Raw genomic sequence first — 19631 nt, 5'->3', positions numbered from 1 at the left:
TCTGACCTAGATACACTAGGTTTCACATATTTTTATTTTTTGGCCATGGTTTCCATGGGTCTGCTCCTCTATAGGCAATAATGTCGGTCTCAAAAAGTAAAGTTTTGAAACTAAAAACAGAATGTAATTACTTAATCGCTATATGGTGATTAAAGCAAAACCTGTTGAAAAAGATTTACCCATGAGTCTTCAAGTTAAGCGATCGCAGGCTAATGCAGCTGCGGCTATCTCCGGTTCCCCCCCATTGCCACCCAGCGATAGTCGCCAGCGCTTCAAGCAATATGTAAAAACGTTGCAGGATAATATCTGTTCTGCCCTAGAGCAATTAGATGGCCAGGCAAAATTTCAAGAAGATAACTGGCAGCGTGACAGTGGTGGCGGTGGCCGCACCCGTGTGATTCAAAATGGGCGAGTGTTTGAACAGGGGGGTGTTAATTTTTCAGAAGTGTGGGGAGATACCCTACCGCCAGCCATCCTCAGCCAACGTCCGGAGGCGGCGGGCCATGAATATTATGCGACGGGTACCTCCATGGTGTTGCATCCGCGTAATCCTTATGTGCCCACCGTGCACCTCAACTACCGTTACTTTGAAGCCGGCCCCGTATGGTGGTTTGGCGGTGGCGTCGATCTAACCCCCTACTATCCCACCGTGGAGGATGTGGTTCACTTCCATACCACCCTCAAGCAGGCCTGCGATGTGCATCATCCTGAGTTCTATCCTGCGTTTAAGCGTTGGTGCGATGAATATTTTTATCTCAAGCATCGTAAAGAAGCGCGGGGTGTGGGCGGTGTCTTCTTTGACTACCTGGACTATCGCGGTAATCTCTACTCCGGTCCTAATTTAACTGGGGATGCGGCTACCTACAGTCAGCAGGTAGGCCCCGTTACCCAAAGTTGGGAAGATTGGTTTGCCTTTGTGCAAAGCTGCGGTAATGCGTTTTTGCCCGCCTATCTACCCATTGCCGAACGCAATCAGGATAAACCCTATGGCGAACGGGAACGAGAGTTTCAGCTCTACCGCCGGGGACGCTATGTCGAATTTAACCTGGTGTATGACCGGGGTACCGTATTTGGTCTACAAACCAACGGTCGAACTGAGTCCATTTTGATGTCGCTGCCGCCCCTAACTCGCTGGCAGTATGGTTACGAGCCCACAGCCGATACTCCAGAGGCTGATCTGACGAATTTCTTTCTTAAGCCCCAGGATTGGGTGAACTGGGTGCCGACACCTTAATAGCATTACCAAAGTTTCCTGGCAAGGGACAACGATGAGAATCTCCAATCAATCATCTGTAGATGCGAAGGAGGGCTCCCAACTCCTGAGTAAGCAGCTTTACTATCCCTTGCCTTTTTTCTTCCAGACGTTCTTTTGAAGATCGTTTTTGTTTGAGCAACATTCATCATTTGAGGTTATTTCCAATGGACCATAATTTAGCATCCTGTCTGCGAGAAGGCACTCAAAAGTCCCATACCCTGGCAGAAAATACGGCTTATATGAAATGTTTTCTCAAGGGGATTGTGGAAAGAGAACCCTTTCGTCAATTGGTGGCCAACCTATACTTTGTATATAGCGCCCTAGAAGAAGAAATACGCTGTCATGCCCATCATTCCGTAGTGGGTCCGATGTATTTTTCCTTGTTAGAGCGAGTGTCTCAATTGGAAAAAGATCTCGCCTTTTACTATGGTGACAATTGGCGTAATGAGATTACGGCCTCCCCCGAAGGCGTCCATTATGTGAAACGCATTCGGGAGCTATCCAACCAGAATCCTTCGTTACTGGTGGCCCACGCCTATGTTCGCTACATGGGCGATCTCTCCGGAGGGCAGGGCTTAAAGGCGATTATTCGCTCAGCCCTTGAATTACCAGAGGGTGTCGGCACCGCCTTCTATGAATTTGTCGATATCCCAACGGTGGAAGCTCGGCGTGCCTTTAAGGAAAAATATAGGACTGCGCTCAATTCCCTGCCGATTGAAAAGAGCCTGGCACACCAAATTGTGGATGAGGCCAATCTAGCATTTCAGCTCAATCGCGATGTCATGCATGGGCTGGAGCCATTGGTGAAAGCAGCCATTGGCGATCATGTATTTGATCTGATTACTCGTCAGGATAAGCCGGGTAGTACGGAACATCGCCATCATCGGTCTTCTGAACAGATCTCTGAATTGGTGTCTGCAGAATAACTCCTCAGGATTCCTCCTCTCTTATGGACCTCCAATCCCCCGCAAGGGGGATTTTTTTAGCCCTTAAATCTGCTTAGACAATGAAATCTTTGCTTCAAACCGTTGAATTTAATGCCGATTTAATTCAAAAATATAATCAGCCTCTGCCCCGCTACACCAGCTATCCGCCAGCGACTGAGCTCACAGAGAACTTTGATGCCCGATCGGTTGATGCGGCCTTTGCCACCGGCAATTATCAAAAGACACCGCTTTCTCTCTACTGTCATATTCCCTTTTGCCAGAGTGCCTGCTACTTCTGTGGGTGTAATACCATTGTCACCCAGAATGCGGCGGCGACTCATGCCTATCTCGATGCTCTCATTTGCAATATTGAGCAGGTTGCGGCTCGGACGGATGCAAACCGAGTTGTTAACCAGCTCCACTGGGGTGGGGGTACTCCCAATTATCTCACCCTGGAGCAGGTAAAGCTTCTATGGCAGGTATTACACCAGCATTTTTCCTTTGCTCAGGATGCTGAAATTTCGATTGAAGTGAATCCCGTCTCCCTTAGCCGCGATTATGTTCTGGGGCTGCGAGAGCTTGGTTTTAATCGGATTAGCTTTGGCATCCAAGATTTTAATCCCCAGGTCCAGGCGGCAATTAATCGGCTACAGCCAGAAGAAGTGCTGTTCCAGGTGATGGACTGGATGCGAGAGGCGGCCTTTGACAGTGTTAATGTTGACTTGATCTATGGTCTGCCCTACCAAACCCTGGCCACATTTAGCGACACTATTACTAAAACCCTATCCCTAGATCCAGACCGGATTGCGGTGTTTAACTTTGCCTATTTACCGCACATGTTACCGGTGCAGCAGAAACATATTGATCCGGCCACATTGCCGTCTCCATCGGAAAAGCTCGATATTTTGCACATGACCATTGATCAGCTGACTCACCGTGGCTATCAGTTTATTGGCATGGATCATTTTGCGAAACCAGATGATGAATTGACCATAGCGCAACAAACGGGGCAGCTACACCGCAACTTTCAAGGGTATACTACCCAGCCAGAGTCCGATCTGCTGGCCTTTGGCATGACGGCCATTAGCATGTTCCAAAATGTTTATACCCAGAATCATAAACAGCTGAAGGGATTTTATGATGCCATCGCGCCAGGGGGACAGGTTAGCACTCACCAACTCCCGATTGAACGCGGTGTTGCCCTCAGCCAGGATGACATTTTACGACGGGCCGTGATCATGGAATTAATGTGTCAGTTTGAGCTATCGAAAGGCGCGATTGAAGAGAAATATCACCTCAATTTTGAGCAGGATTTTGATACGTATTTTGCGCGCGAACGTCGAGATTTAGAAACCCTGGCTGCAGATGGTCTGGTGCGGCTGACACCGAATCATATTGAGGTCACCCCTGCTGGACGTTTGCTGGTACGCAACATTGCCGCCGTGTTCGATACCTACTTGCGAGATCGCAAAATTCGTCAATTCTCCCAGTCGGTTTGATTGCCGTTCACAATCACTGCACCCTTTTGATATCAGGAGGACCCTGTATGCGTATCCTTATGATTCAACCCAACTACCATTCAGGTGGGGCTGAAATTGCAGGCAATTGGCCACCTAGTTGGGTGCCCTACGTCGGGGGAGCTCTCAAGCAAGCGGGCTTTGATGACATCCGCTTTATTGATGCCATGACCAACTATATCGAGGATGAGGCCCTGGCTGTTCTGATTCAGCAACATCAGCCCGATATTGTCATGGCCACAGCGATCACCCCGATGATTTATAAATCCCAGGACACCCTGCGGATTGCTAAATCTGTGTGCCCTGATGCGATCGCAATTATGGGCGGTATCCATCCCACCTATATGTACCGTGAGGTGTTGCAAGAAGCCCCTTGGGTGGACTACATCATTCGGGGGGAAGGAGAAGAAATTAGCGTCAACTTAGTTCGAGCCATTGCCGAGGGCCGAGACTCTCAGGACCGTGAGTCAATTTTGGGCCTGGCCTATTTAGATGATGCCGGTCAGGTGGTGGTCACACCGGCCCATCCGCCGATTCGTGATCTAAATACGCTCTCCCCCGATTGGACCTTACTGGATTGGGACCGATACATCTACACACCCCTAAATGTGCGGGTGGCCGTGCCTAATTTTGCCAGGGGCTGTCCTTTTCGCTGTCGGTTTTGCTGCCAGTGGAAGTTCTGGCGGAAGTACCGGGCCCGGAAGCCCAAGCTATTTGTGGATGAAATTGAGCACCTGGTCAAAGAACACAATATAGGATTTTTCATCCTGGCCGATGAGGAGCCCACCATCAGTAAGGCTCGCTTTGTCAGTCTGTGTGAAGAACTGATAGATCGCAACCTGGGTGTTCATTGGGGCATTAATACTCGGGTGACCGATATCTTGCGGGATGAGGCCGAACTGCCGCTGTACCGTAAAGCTGGTCTGGTCCACGTGTCGCTGGGGACAGAAGCAGCGGCCCAATTAAACCTCGATGTCTTTCGTAAGGAAACCACCATTGCCGATAATAAACGGGCGGTAAAACTACTGCGTGACAATGGCATTGTGGCGGAGGTGCAGTTCATTATGGGCCTCTCGAATGAAACCCCTGAGACTATTGAAGAAACCTACCGCATGGCTCGGGACTGGAAGTCAGACATGACCAATTGGAATATGTTTACGCCCTGGCCGTTTGCAGAACTGTTTCAAGACCTCGAAGATAAGGTCGAAGTGCGAGACTTTTCTCATTACAACTTTGTGACGCCCATTATCAAGCCCGACAATATGACGCGAGAAGCGGTGCTGAAGGGGGTTCTGCGCAACTATGCTCGCTTCTATGGCTGGAAGTTTTTGGAATATTGGTTTACCCGTGATCCGTTTAAGCGACGCTATTTGTTGGGATGTTTATGGGCGTTTGTACAAACCACCCTCAATCAGCGTTTCTATAATCTCAAACGGGTGAAGCGTAAAGGGATGCATGCGGAGATTGAGCTGGGCTTTGATCAATCTCGGATTCTCTCTGCTGAAGATATGATTCGGCTCAAGGCGGCCAAACTGGCAGATGTTGAGTTCGCGAGTGACGTTTCTGCCTGTGGCGCGCCAGCAGCAGAGGTGAGTGAGTCTGCTAACGGTGCCATAGACGATGTGCAAGTGGTGATTGTGGATGGGGATGAAGCGGCGCGTATTGCTTTGCGGAAAGGATTGCGATCGCAAGCTGGCATCGAAATTGCCAGTGAAGCCACCAACGGTGAAACAGGACTGATATTATTAGACTCCATCGTTGTTGACGTCGTCATCGTCTCCGAGCCGCTGCCGGATATGTCCCTCTCGGAGTTTATGCAACGGGTTCAGCAACAAAATAGCTGCCAATCTTTCCGGCTGCTGATCTTGACGGATGACCCCACATCCTTGCCAGACATTGACTCCGTGAAAGTCGCCCATAGCCCACACGGCAGCTCAATGGAGCATCTGGCTCAGATCATTCACACCTGCCAATTCGATGAGATAGTCCTGAATCCCCAAGTGTCAACAGTCCCATCAGCCAAGTCTTCTAGTGTGGCATCCAGTCCCTAATTTCTATCCGCTCGGACCTGATTACTCAAGTGAATCTAGTCCAAAGCGGGTAACAGCGCTCGTCTCAGTAATCTACGTAACGACCTTAGCTCGCCTTTGTCCAAATGGCTAGAGAGTTTCCCAGGAAAGCACAGTAGTTACGACGACTTTTCAAGCTTTTCTTTTAGCTATGTTAGTTACCCCCTGTGACATGCAGAAAATATCTCAACAAATGCTAGAACCCTGAATTTATCGTTCTGTAACGATTGTACGAATGGATAAAGTCAAGCTTAGGAATCAGAATTTATTAATGTCCAGCTTTTCGCCCTCATCCTAAATCCTTCTCCCCCTGGGAGAAGGACTTTGAATCTGGCTCCCTCTCCCCCTGGGAGAGGGCTGGGGTGAGGGCTATCCGAACATCAGCAAAGTCAACACTGTTTACTCCCCATTCCTTAGCCAATAAAACTAAACCGATGAACGCATTTCCCTCTCTTCAAATTGGTTCATACATTGCTCGTTATCCCATTATTCAGGGTGGTATGGGGGTGAGGATTTCCTGTGCTTCCTTAGCCGCTGCCGTTGCTAACGAAGGAGGTATCGGCATCATTTCAGCCTCAGGGTTAGGGCTGAATTCTCCCTATTTCGATGCTGATGAACCCAATCCTAAAAAGCGTCACCATCAATTTCTAACCGCCAGCCGATTGGCCTTAATCGATGAATTAAACACGGCTCGCCGCCTGAGTCCGACGGGGATTATCGGGGTGAATATCATGGTGGCTGCCCGTGAATACGAACTGTTGGTACGGACCGCTGTTGAGCACGGTGCAAACGTCATTGTTGCCGGCGCTGGTTTGCCGTTGCAATTACCAGCCCATACCAAGGATCATCCAGAAGTGGCGCTGATCCCCATTGTCTCTAGCGTTCGCGCCGCCAAATTGATTTGTCGTAAATGGCAACGGCAGCAAGACCGCTTGCCCGATGCGTTTATCGTGGAAGATCCTCAGTTAGCGGGTGGCCATCTGGGGGCGACGGCAGACACCCTTAACGATCCGGAGTGGGCGGCAACGGCTGTCATTCCCGCACTGGTTTCTTACCTAAAAGACGAGTTTGAGACTCCCATGCCTGTGATTGCCGCTGGTGGCATTTGGGATCACCATGATATCGTTCAGGCGCTGGCTCTAGGGGCCAAGGGCGTGCAAATTGGCACTCGGTTTATTACAACCCATGAATGTGACGCCGATCGTCGTTACAAGGAATTTCATCTCAATGCCAGCCCGGAGGATGTGAGGTTGGTACCCAGCCCGGTGGGTTTACCAGGGCGCGCTTTACTCAACCCCTTTGCCGAAAAGATTATGGCCGGCACCCCCAATCCTCGAGGAAAATGCCTTGCTAATTGTCTTAAGAGCTGTAAATTTCGCGATCAGCACGAGACCTATTGCATTCTGCGAGCCCTGGATCGGGCCGCTCGGGGGGATATTGAAACCGGGTTAATTTTTGCCGGTACAAATGCGGGTAGATCGCAACGCATGATGTCAGTTGCCGAGCTCATGGAAGAACTGGTTACACCGTCACCAGTGCAGTTGACTTGACTGCACTGGCACTGAGCACAAGACGAGAACCCCATGGGGCATCTACAAACCCGAAGTCCGATGCTGGGACAATACCATGGCTGTTAGCACCGTGCTCGGATACTTTGCCGCTTGCGCCACATCCAATACTTAATATTTGATTAAATTACTATATGGTGATATATTCTTGTACATAAGATTGATTTTGATAAATCAATTGCTATTGTGTTTACTCTTCTGGATTAAGTCGGTGCTAATAACATGGTTCAAGCTTACCTTGCAGTTTTTTCTTTAGTCGTGGTCGTCGCGATCCTGTTTGTTGTTGGTGATGTCTAGTCCTGGGATGTAGCCGTTGCTTTTTTATAGATTTTTGCAAGCAGAATGAGGTACAAACGATGTTGTTTCGTCAGTTGTTTGATCAATCAACCTGGACCTATACCTATTTGATTGCAGATTTGGTGACCCGAGAGGCAGCGCTCGTTGATCCAGTTCTAGAGCAAGTGGAACGTGATTATAGGCTCTTGAATGAATTAGAATTGGTGCTGAAATATTGCTTGGAGACCCATATCCATGCTGACCACATCACAGGTACGGGTAAGCTGCGAGAGTTAACTGGGTGCGCAGGCGTTGTCCCCCAGAATGCGAATGCGGCCTGTGCCAACCGCTATCTCCACCATGATGAGATCCTGGTGGTTGGTAACGTTAATATTCAAGCGATTGAAACCCATGGTCACACTGATAGCCATATGTCATATCTGGTGAATGGCACTCATGTGTTGACGGGGGATGCCTTATTTATTCGCGGCTGTGGGCGTACAGATTTTCAGAGTGGTGATGCCGGTACGCTCTACGACCATGTGACCCAGCGACTGTTCACGTTGCCAGACGAGACACTTGTTTATCCAGGCCATGACTATAAAGGCCAGACGGTCTCTACGATTGGCGAAGAGAAATGTTTTAATCCTCGGTTCGTTGGCAAAGATCGGGCCAGTTTCATCCAGTTTATGAATAATCTCAACTTGCCTGATCCTAAGAGAATTATGGAAGCGGTTCCCGCCAATGAGCAATGTGGAAAAGTTGTTGTTACAGCATGATATTGCTGTTGATATAAAGGAACTTCCTGCTTAATGATTTGGTTAATTGGTCATCTTTTAGCAGTCTGTATTGGTCTAAGTTTAGGGCTGATTGGTGGCGGCGGTTCTATCCTGGCAGTGCCTATCCTGGTGTATGTCATGGGTTTGGGGTCTAAGGGTGCGATCGCAATGAGTCTCGTGATTGTCGGCACGGTCAGTCTGATTGGTGCCATTCCCCACTGGCTTCAGGGTAATGTCAACCTGAAGATAGCCGTAATTTTTACACCAGCCGCTATGCTCGGTGCCTATATGGGAGCCCGGATTGCAGGCTTACCGTTTGTTACGGGGACTTTTCAGCTAGTTTGTTTTGGCCTGGTCATGGTGATTGCGAGTATTTTTATGATTCGCAAGAACCATTCGAAATCGGCTTTAGCCCATGCTGGAATGTCTATTGATAATGCTATAGAAAAAGACCATGGCCATCATTGGCTCTTGATACCTGTAGAAGGTATCGGTGTGGGGGTGCTCACTGGATTTGTTGGTGTGGGGGGTGGGTTCATGATTATCCCCGCCTTAGTATTACTGGGCGGCATTCCCATGAAAGAAGCCATCGGCACCTCACTGTTAATTATTGCCGCCAAGTCAGCGACAGGGTTTCTGGGCTACTTAAACCAGGTGAATGTGGATTGGGCTTTAGTCACCTCCTTTACATTAGCGGCCAGCACTGGCACAATTTCAGGCTCCTATCTGACTCGATTGATTGATGCCAAGCAATTACAAAAGGGATTTGGCTATTTTGTTCTCGCTGTCGCAATTTTTGTTCTGATCAAGCGATAGGTCGCCATCGCTTCTGTGACAAAATTAGATCTTAGATCGCGCTTCAACTTTACTAAGGGTTGAGAATTTAATAACTTGCCGATCTCTCCCCTCTCGGGAGGGGTGCCGGTCAGGCGGGGTGGGTTTTGGTCACTTGCGCTAACGGCCAACCCACCCCATTGCCCCTCCCAGGAGGGGATAGGTGATCTCATTTTCATAGGTTATTTGGGATTTTATTGAACCCTCATTCCTTAGGAATGAGGGTTCAATAAAATCCTATCTTTTGTCTGCAGACAACATTTTGGATCTGATAAAATCCTGATCCCTAAGGCTTCTGTGCTTAGATAATTCCCCCGTTACCCCATCACTCATCCGCCCATCTACAGTCTTAACCTGGGACTTTTTTGTGCAATCCCCTAAGGCCGCTGCTGGCGCTGCTGCCTAACCAGGAGAAAACGTGTGATTTGTTTTCTCACAATGTTTTTTATCCATTCAATAACAGATCATTTGACGCGCTTTTCTGCCATAATTAATGAAAATAATTACCATTAAACTGATTATGGTGTTATCCGAATTACAGCGTGGTGAGTTGGCCGTTGTTGATCAAGTCAGTTCTGGACACAACAATCAGGCATTTGTCTACCGTCTGGCTGGGTTGGGACTCATGGCGAATAGTTCGGTGAGGGTGCTGCGCAAGGTGGGCTTTGGCGGTCCCCTCCATATTCGAGTCGGTGCGACTACGGAAGTGGCCATTCGACGCAAAGAGGCCGAACAGATTGTTGTTCGCCATGTTGAAACCCTGTGCCCATAGAACCAATAACTTGACAGTGCCTGACGGTTGCAGCGTGGGCATTTGCTGACTTGATTGAAGTATTCTTTGGTGCAGTTATGGTTCATCAGGGCAGAACAACAACCATTCAACCGGAAAAAGGTGTGAGGCGAGTGGCCTTAATCGGCATGCCTAATACGGGTAAGTCAACCTTTTTTAACCGGATTACAGGAGCGTCTGCGTTTGTGGGCAACTGGCCAGGGATGACGGTGGCATTGCTGCAGGCTCAGGTGGAAATGGGTGGCATCTGTACAGAGTTTGTCGACTTACCGGGTATTTATAATCTCAAGGGGTTTTCAGAGGATGAGGCTGTTGTCCGACAGTTTCTCCATGACTTTTCGATCGATTTAATTGTTGTTATCCTGAATGCGGTTGAAATTGAGCGCCAAATACGGTTGCTCTTGCAGGTGCAGGCCCTGGGTTACCCCACGCTGGCTATCCTCAATATGGCCGATGAAGCCAGACGCTATGGCATTCGCATTGACGATGATCAGCTCGCCCAGCGGTTGGGCGTGCCGGTTCTCCTAATCAGTGCTAAGTACGGCCAGGGCTACGGCAGAGCCTATGCCGCCATTGCCCAGCAATTAACGGCACCGTTGTTAGCGCATCGAATTCGTCATGACAACGATTGTTGGGGTGATGATGACATGGCGATCGCAGCTGAGATGAAGACCCTCTTAGCCGATATTGTGAGCTGGCCATCTCAGTTGGCAATGACCCTAACGGCGCGATTAGATCAGGTGTTATTGCATCCGATTTTTGGACTGCCGCTATTTTTTCTCGGCCTCTTCCTGGCCTTTTGGTTGATTTGGACGGTGGGTTTGCCTGCCCAGGGGGTGATGGGGCAGCTAACGGATGGCATCCAGGCTTACCTGATTGAACCGCTGCTGAGCTTTTTTCCGAACATCATTCAGAATTTTGTGATTAACGGTGTTTGGAATGGCATTGCCACGGTGGCGTCTTTTGTCCCCCTGATTATGTTGTTTTTTATGTTGATGGCAGTTTTGGAGGATAGTGGCTATTTGTCTCGTTCGGCGTATTTGATGGACGCCTTTATGGAAAAGCTGGGGCTGGATGGTCGCAGCTTTGTGCTACAAATGCTGGGCTTTGGCTGCAATGTGCCTGCTTTAATGGGCACTCGGGTGATGCGATCGCGGCCGCTGCGGCTGTTAACGATGCTGGTGATTCCATTTTCGCTGTGCTCAGCCCGGTTGCAGGTATTTGTCTTTATTCTGGCCGCTGTTTTTCCCGATGGCCGGGGTGCGATCGCCCTTTTCTCGCTGTATCTCCTCAGTTTTGTCGCTGCATTAATCACGGCGGTGCTGTTCCAACCGATGTTCAAGCATAACGAACCCTTTGTTTTAGAATTACCACCCTATCGTTTTCCTACCCTACGCCAGGTGGTACTGAGAAGCTGGATTGAAGTCAGAGATTTTGTCACCCGAGCTTCGGGATTTATCCTGTTAGGATGCATTGCCGTGTGGCTAGTCACCTACTTACCCATAGGGTCAACGGAGTTAGACACCCTTGGCGGGCAGATTGGGCAATGGCTTAGCCCGGTAATGGATCCGATTGGTATTGAGCCTCAGCTAACCCTGGCGCTGATCTTTGGCTTTGTGGCTAAAGAGGTCGTCGTGGGCTCTCTGGCGGTGATCTACGGATTAAATGATGCTACCGTTGGCCAAACGCTGGCTGAACAACTCACCTTTATTCAGGGATATAGCTTTTGTATCTTTTGCCTGCTCTATACCCCCTGTTTGGCCACCGTGGCTACCCTGCTGCAGGAGTCACGGTCCTGGAAATTTACCCTCTTTTCCCTGGGATTTTCGCTCATCCTCGCCTGGGTTACCAGTTTTATCTTCTATCAAGGTGCCTTACTGTTGGGGATGCACTAATATGCCTTAAACACATACGTCCTTTGACAAACATCAGTAGTTTAAAGACAAAATTCGCCCCTGAGTAAAGTTGAAGAAGGTATGCTTCTCAGCGAGCTCAACCCCCTCTAGCAGATCGTCAGGCTTGTGGCCAGCCACTTTCAAACACATGGGACAAACACACATATGTATGCCTTTTTCAATGAGCTTGGGAAGTAAGGTTTGGGTGGATTCAAACTCTCGAAATTCAATCGGCTTAGAGCCTTTGAGAGGAATTGCAACTCCCTTGATATCAAAGAATATCAGGACATCTTCATCCTCAGCCATCATTTCAGCTAATGTCAGGGCCATCAAAATCCGTTGAGGATTTTCTGCACCTCGACTAATGTGAATAAATAGACCATCTCTGGTAGTAGCCGCCATTAAATACGCTCCTGATGCAAAAACTTAAGTGCCTCACAGGGTTACTGTGGCATTGCCTACAGGGGCTAACTGTTTGGTGGCTATGCCGGCAATATGAGGACCAACAATCGGAAATGGAATTTGAAAATGGTCATAGTCCATGGGGACAAACCCTGCTTCGTCTAAGACTTTCCAAATTTCACGATTGGGATGACAGTTATCAAACAAAGTTTTCCAAGCAGGGGCAATCGTATCTTGAAGGTGACGGGACCAGGTATTCGATTTGGCAGCGACATGTTCGAGGAAAATAAATGTCCCACCGGGTTTAAGAACCCGGTGGATTTCCTCCATAGCCTGCTCTAAGTGATTCACTGAACAGAGCACATGGGTACTGACCACCGTATCAATGGTATTGCTCTTGGCGGGTAAGTTCTCGGCAGTACCTTCATGGAGTTCAACCTGTTGCAACCCCTGTCGTTTAGCCTCCTCTTGTAGATAAGAATGCATAAACCGGTTCGGTTCAACACCCAGCCAATGAATGTCTGTCGAGTAATAGCTGAGATTCGCTCCGGTCCCAGGACCAATTTCTAGAACATGACCGTGCAGATTACTCAGAAGCGCCTGCTTGAGATCGCCCATATTGGCATGGTGCTCACAGCCTGTTACTTTGATCGCCCGTAGATCGCCCGCCGTTGCTTTTGCCATACCCCAGGCCATCAAGCGCTTTTGTAGTTGAGAAAGGAGAGAAAATTGCATGGTATTTGGTGTTGGCTAAGCTGATTGTTGCATTGTGGATTGGGAGTCTGGAACGGGGCCAAAAATTCTGTCGCTAAAGCGAACGTACCAGGCTGCTGCCTGTACCTGAATGATGTAGGCCATGGCGATAATCAGGGCAATTTCAGATCCTTGTTCTTTGCCAAAGGCGGTCATGGCAATGGCTAATGCAATTGATAGGTTACGCATGACAGTACCGTAGACTAGTGCGATCGCATCTCCCCGCTTAAAGAAGAACTTACCGATGAGTGTGCTGAAGAGAAAATTCCCCACATATAAGATCGCCAGGGGAATCAAAAACGAAAGCAGTACTAGGGGATTGGCAATAATATCTTTGGCTTTCAGGGCCATTGCGACAAAAACGATCCCTAAAACACCCAATGTGGAAAAAGCGGGGAATTTCTGCTTAAGGTTTTTCTGATATTTATCTGCTCCAACAATTTGAATCAGTGTGATCCGGGTGACAAACCCCAAAACCATGGGTAAGAAAACGATGATAATAATTTGCTTAAAAATACTAGCCAACGGAATCTCCACCACTGCCCCCATTAACCACTTGGCATAAAAGGGTGTGGCAATTGAGCCCAAAATCAATCCAATGACCGTCATCTTAATGGCCGCACTAATATTGCCCTTGGCAAAGCCTGTCCAGGAAATGGTCATGCCGCTGGTGGGTAACAGGGAGGCCAACAAAAGCCCCAGGGCCACCAGGGGTTGGTCCGCAAAAAATAGCCTTCCCATGCCAAAGGCAAAGAACGGAATCACCGCAAAATTAATCAGCTGGGTGAGCAATTGGACCTTATAGTCTCCTCCCGATAGCACCTTCTGAATTTGCAAATTAATCATCATGGGGTAAACCATGAGAAAAGTCAGAGGAATAATCAAGGCTGTCAGAGGAGTCGGATTAGCGACAGCACCAAAGATCAGACCCGCGATCATAAATACAGGAACAGACCAGACTAAATTTTTCTGGATGAACCCTAATACCTTCCACACGACAATTATTCTCCTTGTTCGTCAAGTTTTTGCAAGTAGATCCGTGAATTACGCTTTCAAGCGATCGCGGTGGGTGGGCAAACCTACTTTTTGCCAGGCCATCATGCCGCCCGTGATATTAAACACTTGGCTAAAGCCCAGTTTGGCCAAAATCTGAGCGGCCATGGGACTGCGGTGAGCTGTTAGACAAATAACCGCGAGAGGTGCATCTCTGGGAAGTTCCCAAAACCATTGGGGCAGTACCAGGTGGCGTAATAGCGGCACCTGAGCCATCAGAATGCGCGGTAGGCTCAGATTAATGGCATCAGGAGCATGAAAAAGATTGTATTCAAGCCGACTCCTGACATCGATCAATTGCGAGACTTCAGCAGATTGAACAAAGTCTTCTGGGGACAGGTCAATAATAGTTGGCTTAGGGGGTGATGCGGAGACCATAGAATTTTTCTTAGAAAGAGTGTTCCAGGCAGGTGCGATTATCTTGCCATCAAGTCAGAACAAGACAATCGCACGCGCCAATGTGGGTTAGCTGTTGGCTGTGAGAGCAGATGTCATCTCTAGAGCTACAGGTGTTGCCTCTCCATTCGCTAATAACTCAGGAAAGTGGTGGGCATTGGGAGCATGCATGGATTGAATCCCCAGGGTTGCTCGGTTAATCAGATCGGCATAGCTGGGAATAACTCGCCCCTGGCTGTCTAATATGGACTGATTAAAGTTAAAGCCATTTAAGTTAAAAGCCATAGTGCTAATGCCCAAGGCCGCAAACCAGATGCCGATGGTGGGTAAAGCGGCTAACAGAAAATGAACCGAGCGGCTATTGCGCATGGCGGTGCCAGGAATGAGCAACCGTCCCAGATAGCCAGCATGACTGGCGAGTAGATTATAGGTTGCTTCCTGTTGACCAAAGCGATAACCAACGTTGGTGGACTCTGCTTCAGACGTTTCTCTGACTAAACTGGCGGTCACTAGGGAGCCATGGAGAGAACTGAGGAGAGCGCCACCCAAGATGCCAGTCACTCCCAGCATGTGAAGTGGATGCATCAAGACGTTATGCTGAGCCTGTAGCGCTAACATGAAGTGGAAAGTACCGGAAACTCCTAAGGGCATCCCCTCTGAGAAACTACCCTGCCCCATGGGATAAACCAACAACACAGCGGTTGCAGCTGCAACAGGAGCAGAAAAGGCCACGGCAATCCAGGGACGCATGCCCAGACGATAGCTCAATTCCCATTGGCGACCGAGATAGCACCAGATCCCGATTAAAAAGTGAAACACAATTAGCTGGTACGGGCCGCCATTATAGAGCCACTCAGCCACCGAACTGGCTTGCCATAGGGGATAAAAATGAAGGCCAATGGCGGCTGAAGTTGGCACAACTGCGGCAGAAATCAGATTGTTACCACTCAGAATTGATCCCAAGACAGGTTCACGAATGCCATCTAAGTCAACGGGTGGGGCTGAGATCAGTGCGATCGCAAACACCATGGTTGCAACCATCAGGGTGGGAATCATCAACACACCAAACCAGCCAATATAAAAACGGTTTTGTGTGCTCGTGACCCACTCAGAAAATTGTTCCCATAGGCTAGGACGATCAAGGGCAGATGGTCGCTTATATTCTATTAATGTACTCATCAGTTAAACCTCCAAGATGTGTAAGAGAGTTTGAAGGGGCTACCTGACTGATTACTTTGACGGGCCTGAGGCGAACACTGGTTTTCCAATGTGTAAGCTAATCTCAAGTCAAGTAACCTAGCCTTATTGACTCAACTACTTAGCCTTAGATGCATCGATAATGGCTAAGAAGCCTTAAGTGAGCGATAGGACGAAGTTGAGCGACTTAATCACTATACAACTAAGTAGCTATTTAGTCAATAAGTCGATTGTTTTCGAGATATCCGGCAGCGATTTGAGTCAATGGAACCCCAGCGAAGAGGAGCTAAGATTCCATTAACAAGGTCATTAGCCAACTGTTTGCTGAGCCTGATCGATTAAGGCAATTTCTACAGTAATCCAATGAACCCCAGGGATGGTTTCAACTTGTTCGATAATATTGTGGACTGCAGCTTCATTCTTGACAGAGCCAGACAGAAAGACTGCACCATTATCTACGTTGACCCTTAAGTCATCCTCATTAGAGATTCTGGAACTGATATTTTGGATCAGATCCTGATCGCTTTGAAAGCCTGTTTGTTCCTGTGCTATGCAAAGGCCATTGCACTGATCTCCTCTAGGCGAAATATAGAGATCTTCCTCAAACTTAAAAGTCTCCTGGTTGGGCCGTTGATGACTGATGTTTGAGATGGAAGATATGGGTTGTGGTAAAGCAATTGCGGGTGAGCCCATGATTGGAAACGTTAAGATAACGATTCCAAATAGCGCCATTAGAGTCTGGACTAGCTTTTTGGGTTGTATGTGCAACAAACTCACAAGCATGGTCGCGATCGCAATTGTAAAGACGACTGCAAAGAGATTACTCATCGCTTAAACTCCAAAGCTTAAGAAACATTTAAACCAACAGATTTATTCCATTAGGGTGTTCTCCCGTGGCCGTCGAGTTTTAAAAAGATATTCGACTGGACAAGAGATTTTTGAACTTTAGCCACAATTAATTTGTGACTGAGTTATGTTGAAACTATAAGTTGGGTTAAGAAAAACTACCTTGACATAAGTCAATTTAGAGATAGTTTTTTCGCTTTGAAGACTTTGGAGGCCATTATGATTCAGTTATCTCAGGAGTTAAGAGAATTACTTGGGAAAACCCAGCTTTTGCAAAACCTTTCAGATGAGAGACTGGATCGAATTGCCAAGATTGCAATCATGCAAACCTTTCAGAGTGGAGGCTTGCTCTTCTCTGAGGGGGAAAGGTGTCAGGGGAGCTTTCTACTGCTCTCAGGGCGCATAAAGGTGTTTAAGATTTCTGAGACAGGTCGGGAGCAGATCATGGGCTTGTTAGGTGCCGGAGATTGTCTGGCTGGTGTCCCCGCCTTTGATGGGCAGTACTATACAACATTTGCTGTGGCTTTGGAGGTGGTTAAACTCTTATATTTCCCCCGCGAAGCCTTTCTAAGGCTACTGCAACAAGATGCCATGCTGGCCTTTAACCTACTGACTATTTTCTCCCATCACTTGCGCAGGTTCTCCCAATTAATCGAAGATCTATCTCTTAAAGATGTGTCCGGCAGACTGGCGGCTTATATTTTGCTGCTCAGTTATCAGACTGCTAATAGCCGGGGTGTGGAGTTGGCAATCACGAAAGGACAATTGGCTGCTTTTATGGGTACGATTCCGGAAACCCTTTCTAGAGCATTACAAAAAATGGGCCATGACGGTTTGTTAGCAGTAGATGGCCCTAGAATTAGGATTCTTGATTTTCAGCGGCTGCAAGCCTTGGCAGGAGACTATACCCCAAATCATAGATGCCTTTACATATAGAATCCGGAAGTCTTGATTGTTTTTATTAATCGTTATATGGTTATATAAGATCTGAACATATTCCCTAATGAAATCGATGCAGGCACAAGCCGATAGGTGCTGAAGTCCTATGAGAGAAGCCGTGGCTCAGTAGGCCGGAATGCTACCTAATCTTCTGTGCAAATATCATGGGTAAATTTTAATGTTCAGGTGTTTAACCATTGCTGATCTAAAGCAGGAGATCTAAATCCGATATGTCTCATTCTGTAGCCGATCAAACGCTTGATTTCTATAGCGATACCTACCGCGATGCCTTTACTCGTATTAATGGCATCGTCATTGAAGGAGAGCAGGCAGCTTACGACAATTTTTTATGCCTGGCAGATCTGTTGCCAGAGCAGTCCGAAGAATTAACTCGACTGGGCAAAATGGAAGGTCGTCATCGTAAAAGTTTTGAAGCCTGTGGCCGAAATTTGAATGTTATTCCTGATTTGGCATTTGCCAACCAGTTTTTTGCTGACCTATGTCAGGCTTTCCAAACGTCGGCAACCGACCGTAAGGTGGCCACCTGTTTGTTGATTCAATCATTGGTGATAGAATGCTTTGCGATCTCAGCTTACAACGTCTATATTCCGGTTGCTGATGAGTTTGCTCAAAAAGTGACGAAAGGAGTTGTTGCCGATGAGTACCACCATCTCAATTTCGGAGAAGTTTGGCTTAAAGCACACTTTGAGACAGTCAAGGCAGAACTCGAGACTGCTAATCGCCAAGTGCTTCCTCTGATCTGGCGGATGCTCAATCAGGTTGAAGCGGATCTGCAAACCGTAGGCATGGATAAGCAAACACTAATAGAAGCCTTTTTGGTGAACTATAGTGAGGCACTCAAGGAAATTGGCTTTAACACCCGTGAGATTTTACGCATGGCTAGTCATGGTCTGACCAGCTCTGACCAACGCTAATTTTCTCCATGGGAGCGCAGAAGCTATTTTGTGGTGCTAGGCTTCAGTCAAGCAATTATGGCTCAACAACGCTCCCTCTCATTTAGTTCTCTCTAGTGCTGAGATTGTGCACATATCCACCCGTTGCTGGATCAATGGAGATATAAGCCAAACCATCTGCTTTCCAGGCATTAATTCCCCCTGCCATATGGGCAATTCTATCAATCCCTGCACGAATACATTTTTCAGCAATCAGCCGCGATCGTCTGCCTGACCCACAATACAACACAATGGGCTTCTCCACTTGTATTGGTAGTTTCCTGGGGTCAAAGGAGGCCATGGGAAACAGCATTGCTCCAGGAATATGCTCAAATGCATATTCCTGAGGGGTACGTACATCGATCAGAACAATCTCATGGCGTTCAAATCGTGCCTGTATCTCATGAGTAGTGAATGTTTCGAATATTAACCCATGCAGCTGTTCAGCTACGGCCATAGTTTTATGCTCCTAAAGGCTATTTATTTTGATTAGACTTAAGGGAATCAGATACACTATATAATCAATTAGTTATATGCGCAAGCTGTCAAACTCTGCTTTTCTTGCCATTATTGTTACCAATAACGGAATGGTGAGCGGCTTGCTCTGACCATTCCGCCGTTGAATGTGATAGGTAGCTGGATTATGCGTTACGTATTTCCCTGCACCACCAATACTGAGCAGGAAACATGATGTAGAACATAGTTGCTCACACTGCCCAGAAGCATTTCGGAAACACCTCCCAGACCTCGACGCCCCAAGATGATCAAATCGGCCTCCCATTCCTGGGCCAGATCGCGGATCAAGGGGCCGGGATGACCAATGGCACATCGAGCCTGAACCGGAATCTGCTGATCTGTTGCTTTGTCTGCATAACCCTTTAGCCAATGGCGGATTTCATTGAGCTTCTCATCTAATTGACTCTGTTGAAAACTAGCAAATGCACCCGATAAATCCGTCTCCATTTCAATTGCCTCAAAGGAGCCTAAGCCCACATGAAAGTCCCAATCCAGAGCAGTGAACATCATTAACTGGCTGTTGTTGTCCAAAGCTGTTTTTACAGCCTTAGCAAAAACGTCATCCGCTTGTTGAGAACGATCCAGGGGAACCAAAATTTTCGTAAACATTTCAATCTCCTAATTTTCTGAAGCAAATCATGCGTTCGTACTTTGCTCGTGAGGCGCG

At 47.9% G+C, this 19631-nt stretch carries 19 protein-coding genes; 11 read left to right on the top strand and 8 right to left on the bottom strand.

What is annotated here, in order from left to right; translation table 11 throughout:
• Positions 1-142: 142 nt before the first annotated feature.
• From hemF to feoB, 9 genes are all read left to right on the top strand, one after another.
• Entirely contained in the window at positions 143-1234 is a 1092-nt protein-coding gene (hemF, locus tag N836_RS43955) for an oxygen-dependent coproporphyrinogen oxidase (RefSeq protein ID WP_023070968.1), read from the top strand.
• Positions 1235-1419: 185 nt separating this feature from the next.
• On the top strand, positions 1420-2181 hold the full coding sequence (locus tag N836_RS43950; protein WP_023070967.1) for a biliverdin-producing heme oxygenase: 762 nt from the start codon (positions 1420-1422) through the stop codon (positions 2179-2181).
• A gap of 80 nt (positions 2182-2261) precedes the next feature.
• Complete coding sequence (hemN, locus tag N836_RS43945; protein WP_023070966.1) at positions 2262-3680, top strand: oxygen-independent coproporphyrinogen III oxidase; 1419 nt, start codon at positions 2262-2264, stop codon at positions 3678-3680.
• 47 nt (positions 3681-3727) lie between these two features.
• Positions 3728-5749: a magnesium-protoporphyrin IX monomethyl ester anaerobic oxidative cyclase gene (gene bchE, locus N836_RS43940; RefSeq protein WP_031291665.1), complete on the top strand. Its 2022-nt coding sequence runs from the start codon at positions 3728-3730 to the stop codon at positions 5747-5749.
• A 452-nt stretch (positions 5750-6201) separates the two neighbouring features.
• A complete protein-coding gene (locus tag N836_RS43935; protein WP_023070964.1) occupies positions 6202-7317 on the top strand; it encodes an NAD(P)H-dependent flavin oxidoreductase in 1116 nt (371 codons plus the stop codon).
• 374 nt (positions 7318-7691) lie between these two features.
• The gene (locus N836_RS43930; protein ID WP_023070963.1) at positions 7692-8390 is read left to right on the top strand and encodes an MBL fold metallo-hydrolase; all 699 of its coding nucleotides are present in this window, start codon (positions 7692-7694) and stop codon (positions 8388-8390) included.
• Positions 8391-8423: 33 nt separating this feature from the next.
• Positions 8424-9206: a sulfite exporter TauE/SafE family protein gene (locus tag N836_RS43925; protein ID WP_023070962.1), complete on the top strand. Its 783-nt coding sequence runs from the start codon at positions 8424-8426 to the stop codon at positions 9204-9206.
• Between the two features lie 511 nt (positions 9207-9717).
• Complete coding sequence (locus tag N836_RS43920; RefSeq protein ID WP_023070961.1) at positions 9718-9996, top strand: FeoA family protein; 279 nt, start codon at positions 9718-9720, stop codon at positions 9994-9996.
• 77 nt (positions 9997-10073) lie between these two features.
• Positions 10074-11909, top strand: a complete 1836-nt coding sequence (feoB, locus tag N836_RS43915; protein WP_023070960.1) for a ferrous iron transport protein B — start codon at positions 10074-10076, stop codon at positions 11907-11909.
• Positions 11910-11942: 33 nt separating this feature from the next.
• Here feoB and N836_RS43910 read toward each other — a convergent pair whose 3' ends face one another.
• The 6 genes from N836_RS43910 to N836_RS43885 form a co-directional block, all read right to left on the bottom strand.
• Positions 11943-12311: a DsrE family protein gene (locus N836_RS43910; protein ID WP_023070959.1), complete on the bottom strand. Its 369-nt coding sequence runs from the start codon at positions 12309-12311 to the stop codon at positions 11943-11945.
• Positions 12312-12344: 33 nt separating this feature from the next.
• Entirely contained in the window at positions 12345-13046 is a 702-nt protein-coding gene (locus tag N836_RS43905) for a class I SAM-dependent methyltransferase (protein WP_023070958.1), read from the bottom strand.
• Between the two features lie 15 nt (positions 13047-13061).
• Entirely contained in the window at positions 13062-14060 is a 999-nt protein-coding gene (locus N836_RS43900; protein WP_023070957.1) for an arsenic resistance protein, read from the bottom strand.
• 48 nt (positions 14061-14108) lie between these two features.
• Entirely contained in the window at positions 14109-14495 is a 387-nt protein-coding gene (locus N836_RS43895; protein WP_023070956.1) for a rhodanese-like domain-containing protein, read from the bottom strand.
• An 87-nt stretch (positions 14496-14582) separates the two neighbouring features.
• Positions 14583-15692 carry a photosystem II q(b) protein gene (gene psbA, locus N836_RS43890; protein WP_023070955.1) on the bottom strand — a complete coding sequence of 370 codons (1110 nt, stop codon included), beginning with the start codon at positions 15690-15692 and terminating at the stop codon, positions 14583-14585.
• 327 nt (positions 15693-16019) lie between these two features.
• Positions 16020-16538 carry a BON domain-containing protein gene (locus N836_RS43885; RefSeq protein ID WP_023070954.1) on the bottom strand — a complete coding sequence of 173 codons (519 nt, stop codon included), beginning with the start codon at positions 16536-16538 and terminating at the stop codon, positions 16020-16022.
• Between the two features lie 237 nt (positions 16539-16775).
• On the opposite strand from N836_RS43885, the gene N836_RS43880 reads away from it, so the two are divergent.
• Positions 16776-17492: a Crp/Fnr family transcriptional regulator gene (locus N836_RS43880; RefSeq protein WP_023070953.1), complete on the top strand. Its 717-nt coding sequence runs from the start codon at positions 16776-16778 to the stop codon at positions 17490-17492.
• Between the two features lie 233 nt (positions 17493-17725).
• Positions 17726-18430 (top strand): aldehyde oxygenase (deformylating), encoded by a 705-nt coding sequence (locus tag N836_RS43875; RefSeq protein ID WP_023070952.1) that lies wholly within the window; start codon positions 17726-17728, stop codon positions 18428-18430.
• 82 nt (positions 18431-18512) lie between these two features.
• On the opposite strand, the gene N836_RS43870 is transcribed toward N836_RS43875, so the two are convergent.
• Entirely contained in the window at positions 18513-18905 is a 393-nt protein-coding gene (locus N836_RS43870; RefSeq protein ID WP_023070951.1) for a rhodanese-like domain-containing protein, read from the bottom strand.
• A 191-nt stretch (positions 18906-19096) separates the two neighbouring features.
• A complete protein-coding gene (locus N836_RS43865; protein ID WP_023070950.1) occupies positions 19097-19573 on the bottom strand; it encodes a universal stress protein in 477 nt (158 codons plus the stop codon).
• Positions 19574-19631 lie beyond the last annotated feature (58 nt).

The organism is Leptolyngbya sp. Heron Island J, assembly GCF_000482245.1.
In the GTDB taxonomy this organism is placed as follows: domain Bacteria; phylum Cyanobacteriota; class Cyanobacteriia; order Phormidesmidales; family Phormidesmidaceae; genus Leptothoe.
This window is presented reverse-complemented; position numbering and strand designations above follow the sequence as displayed.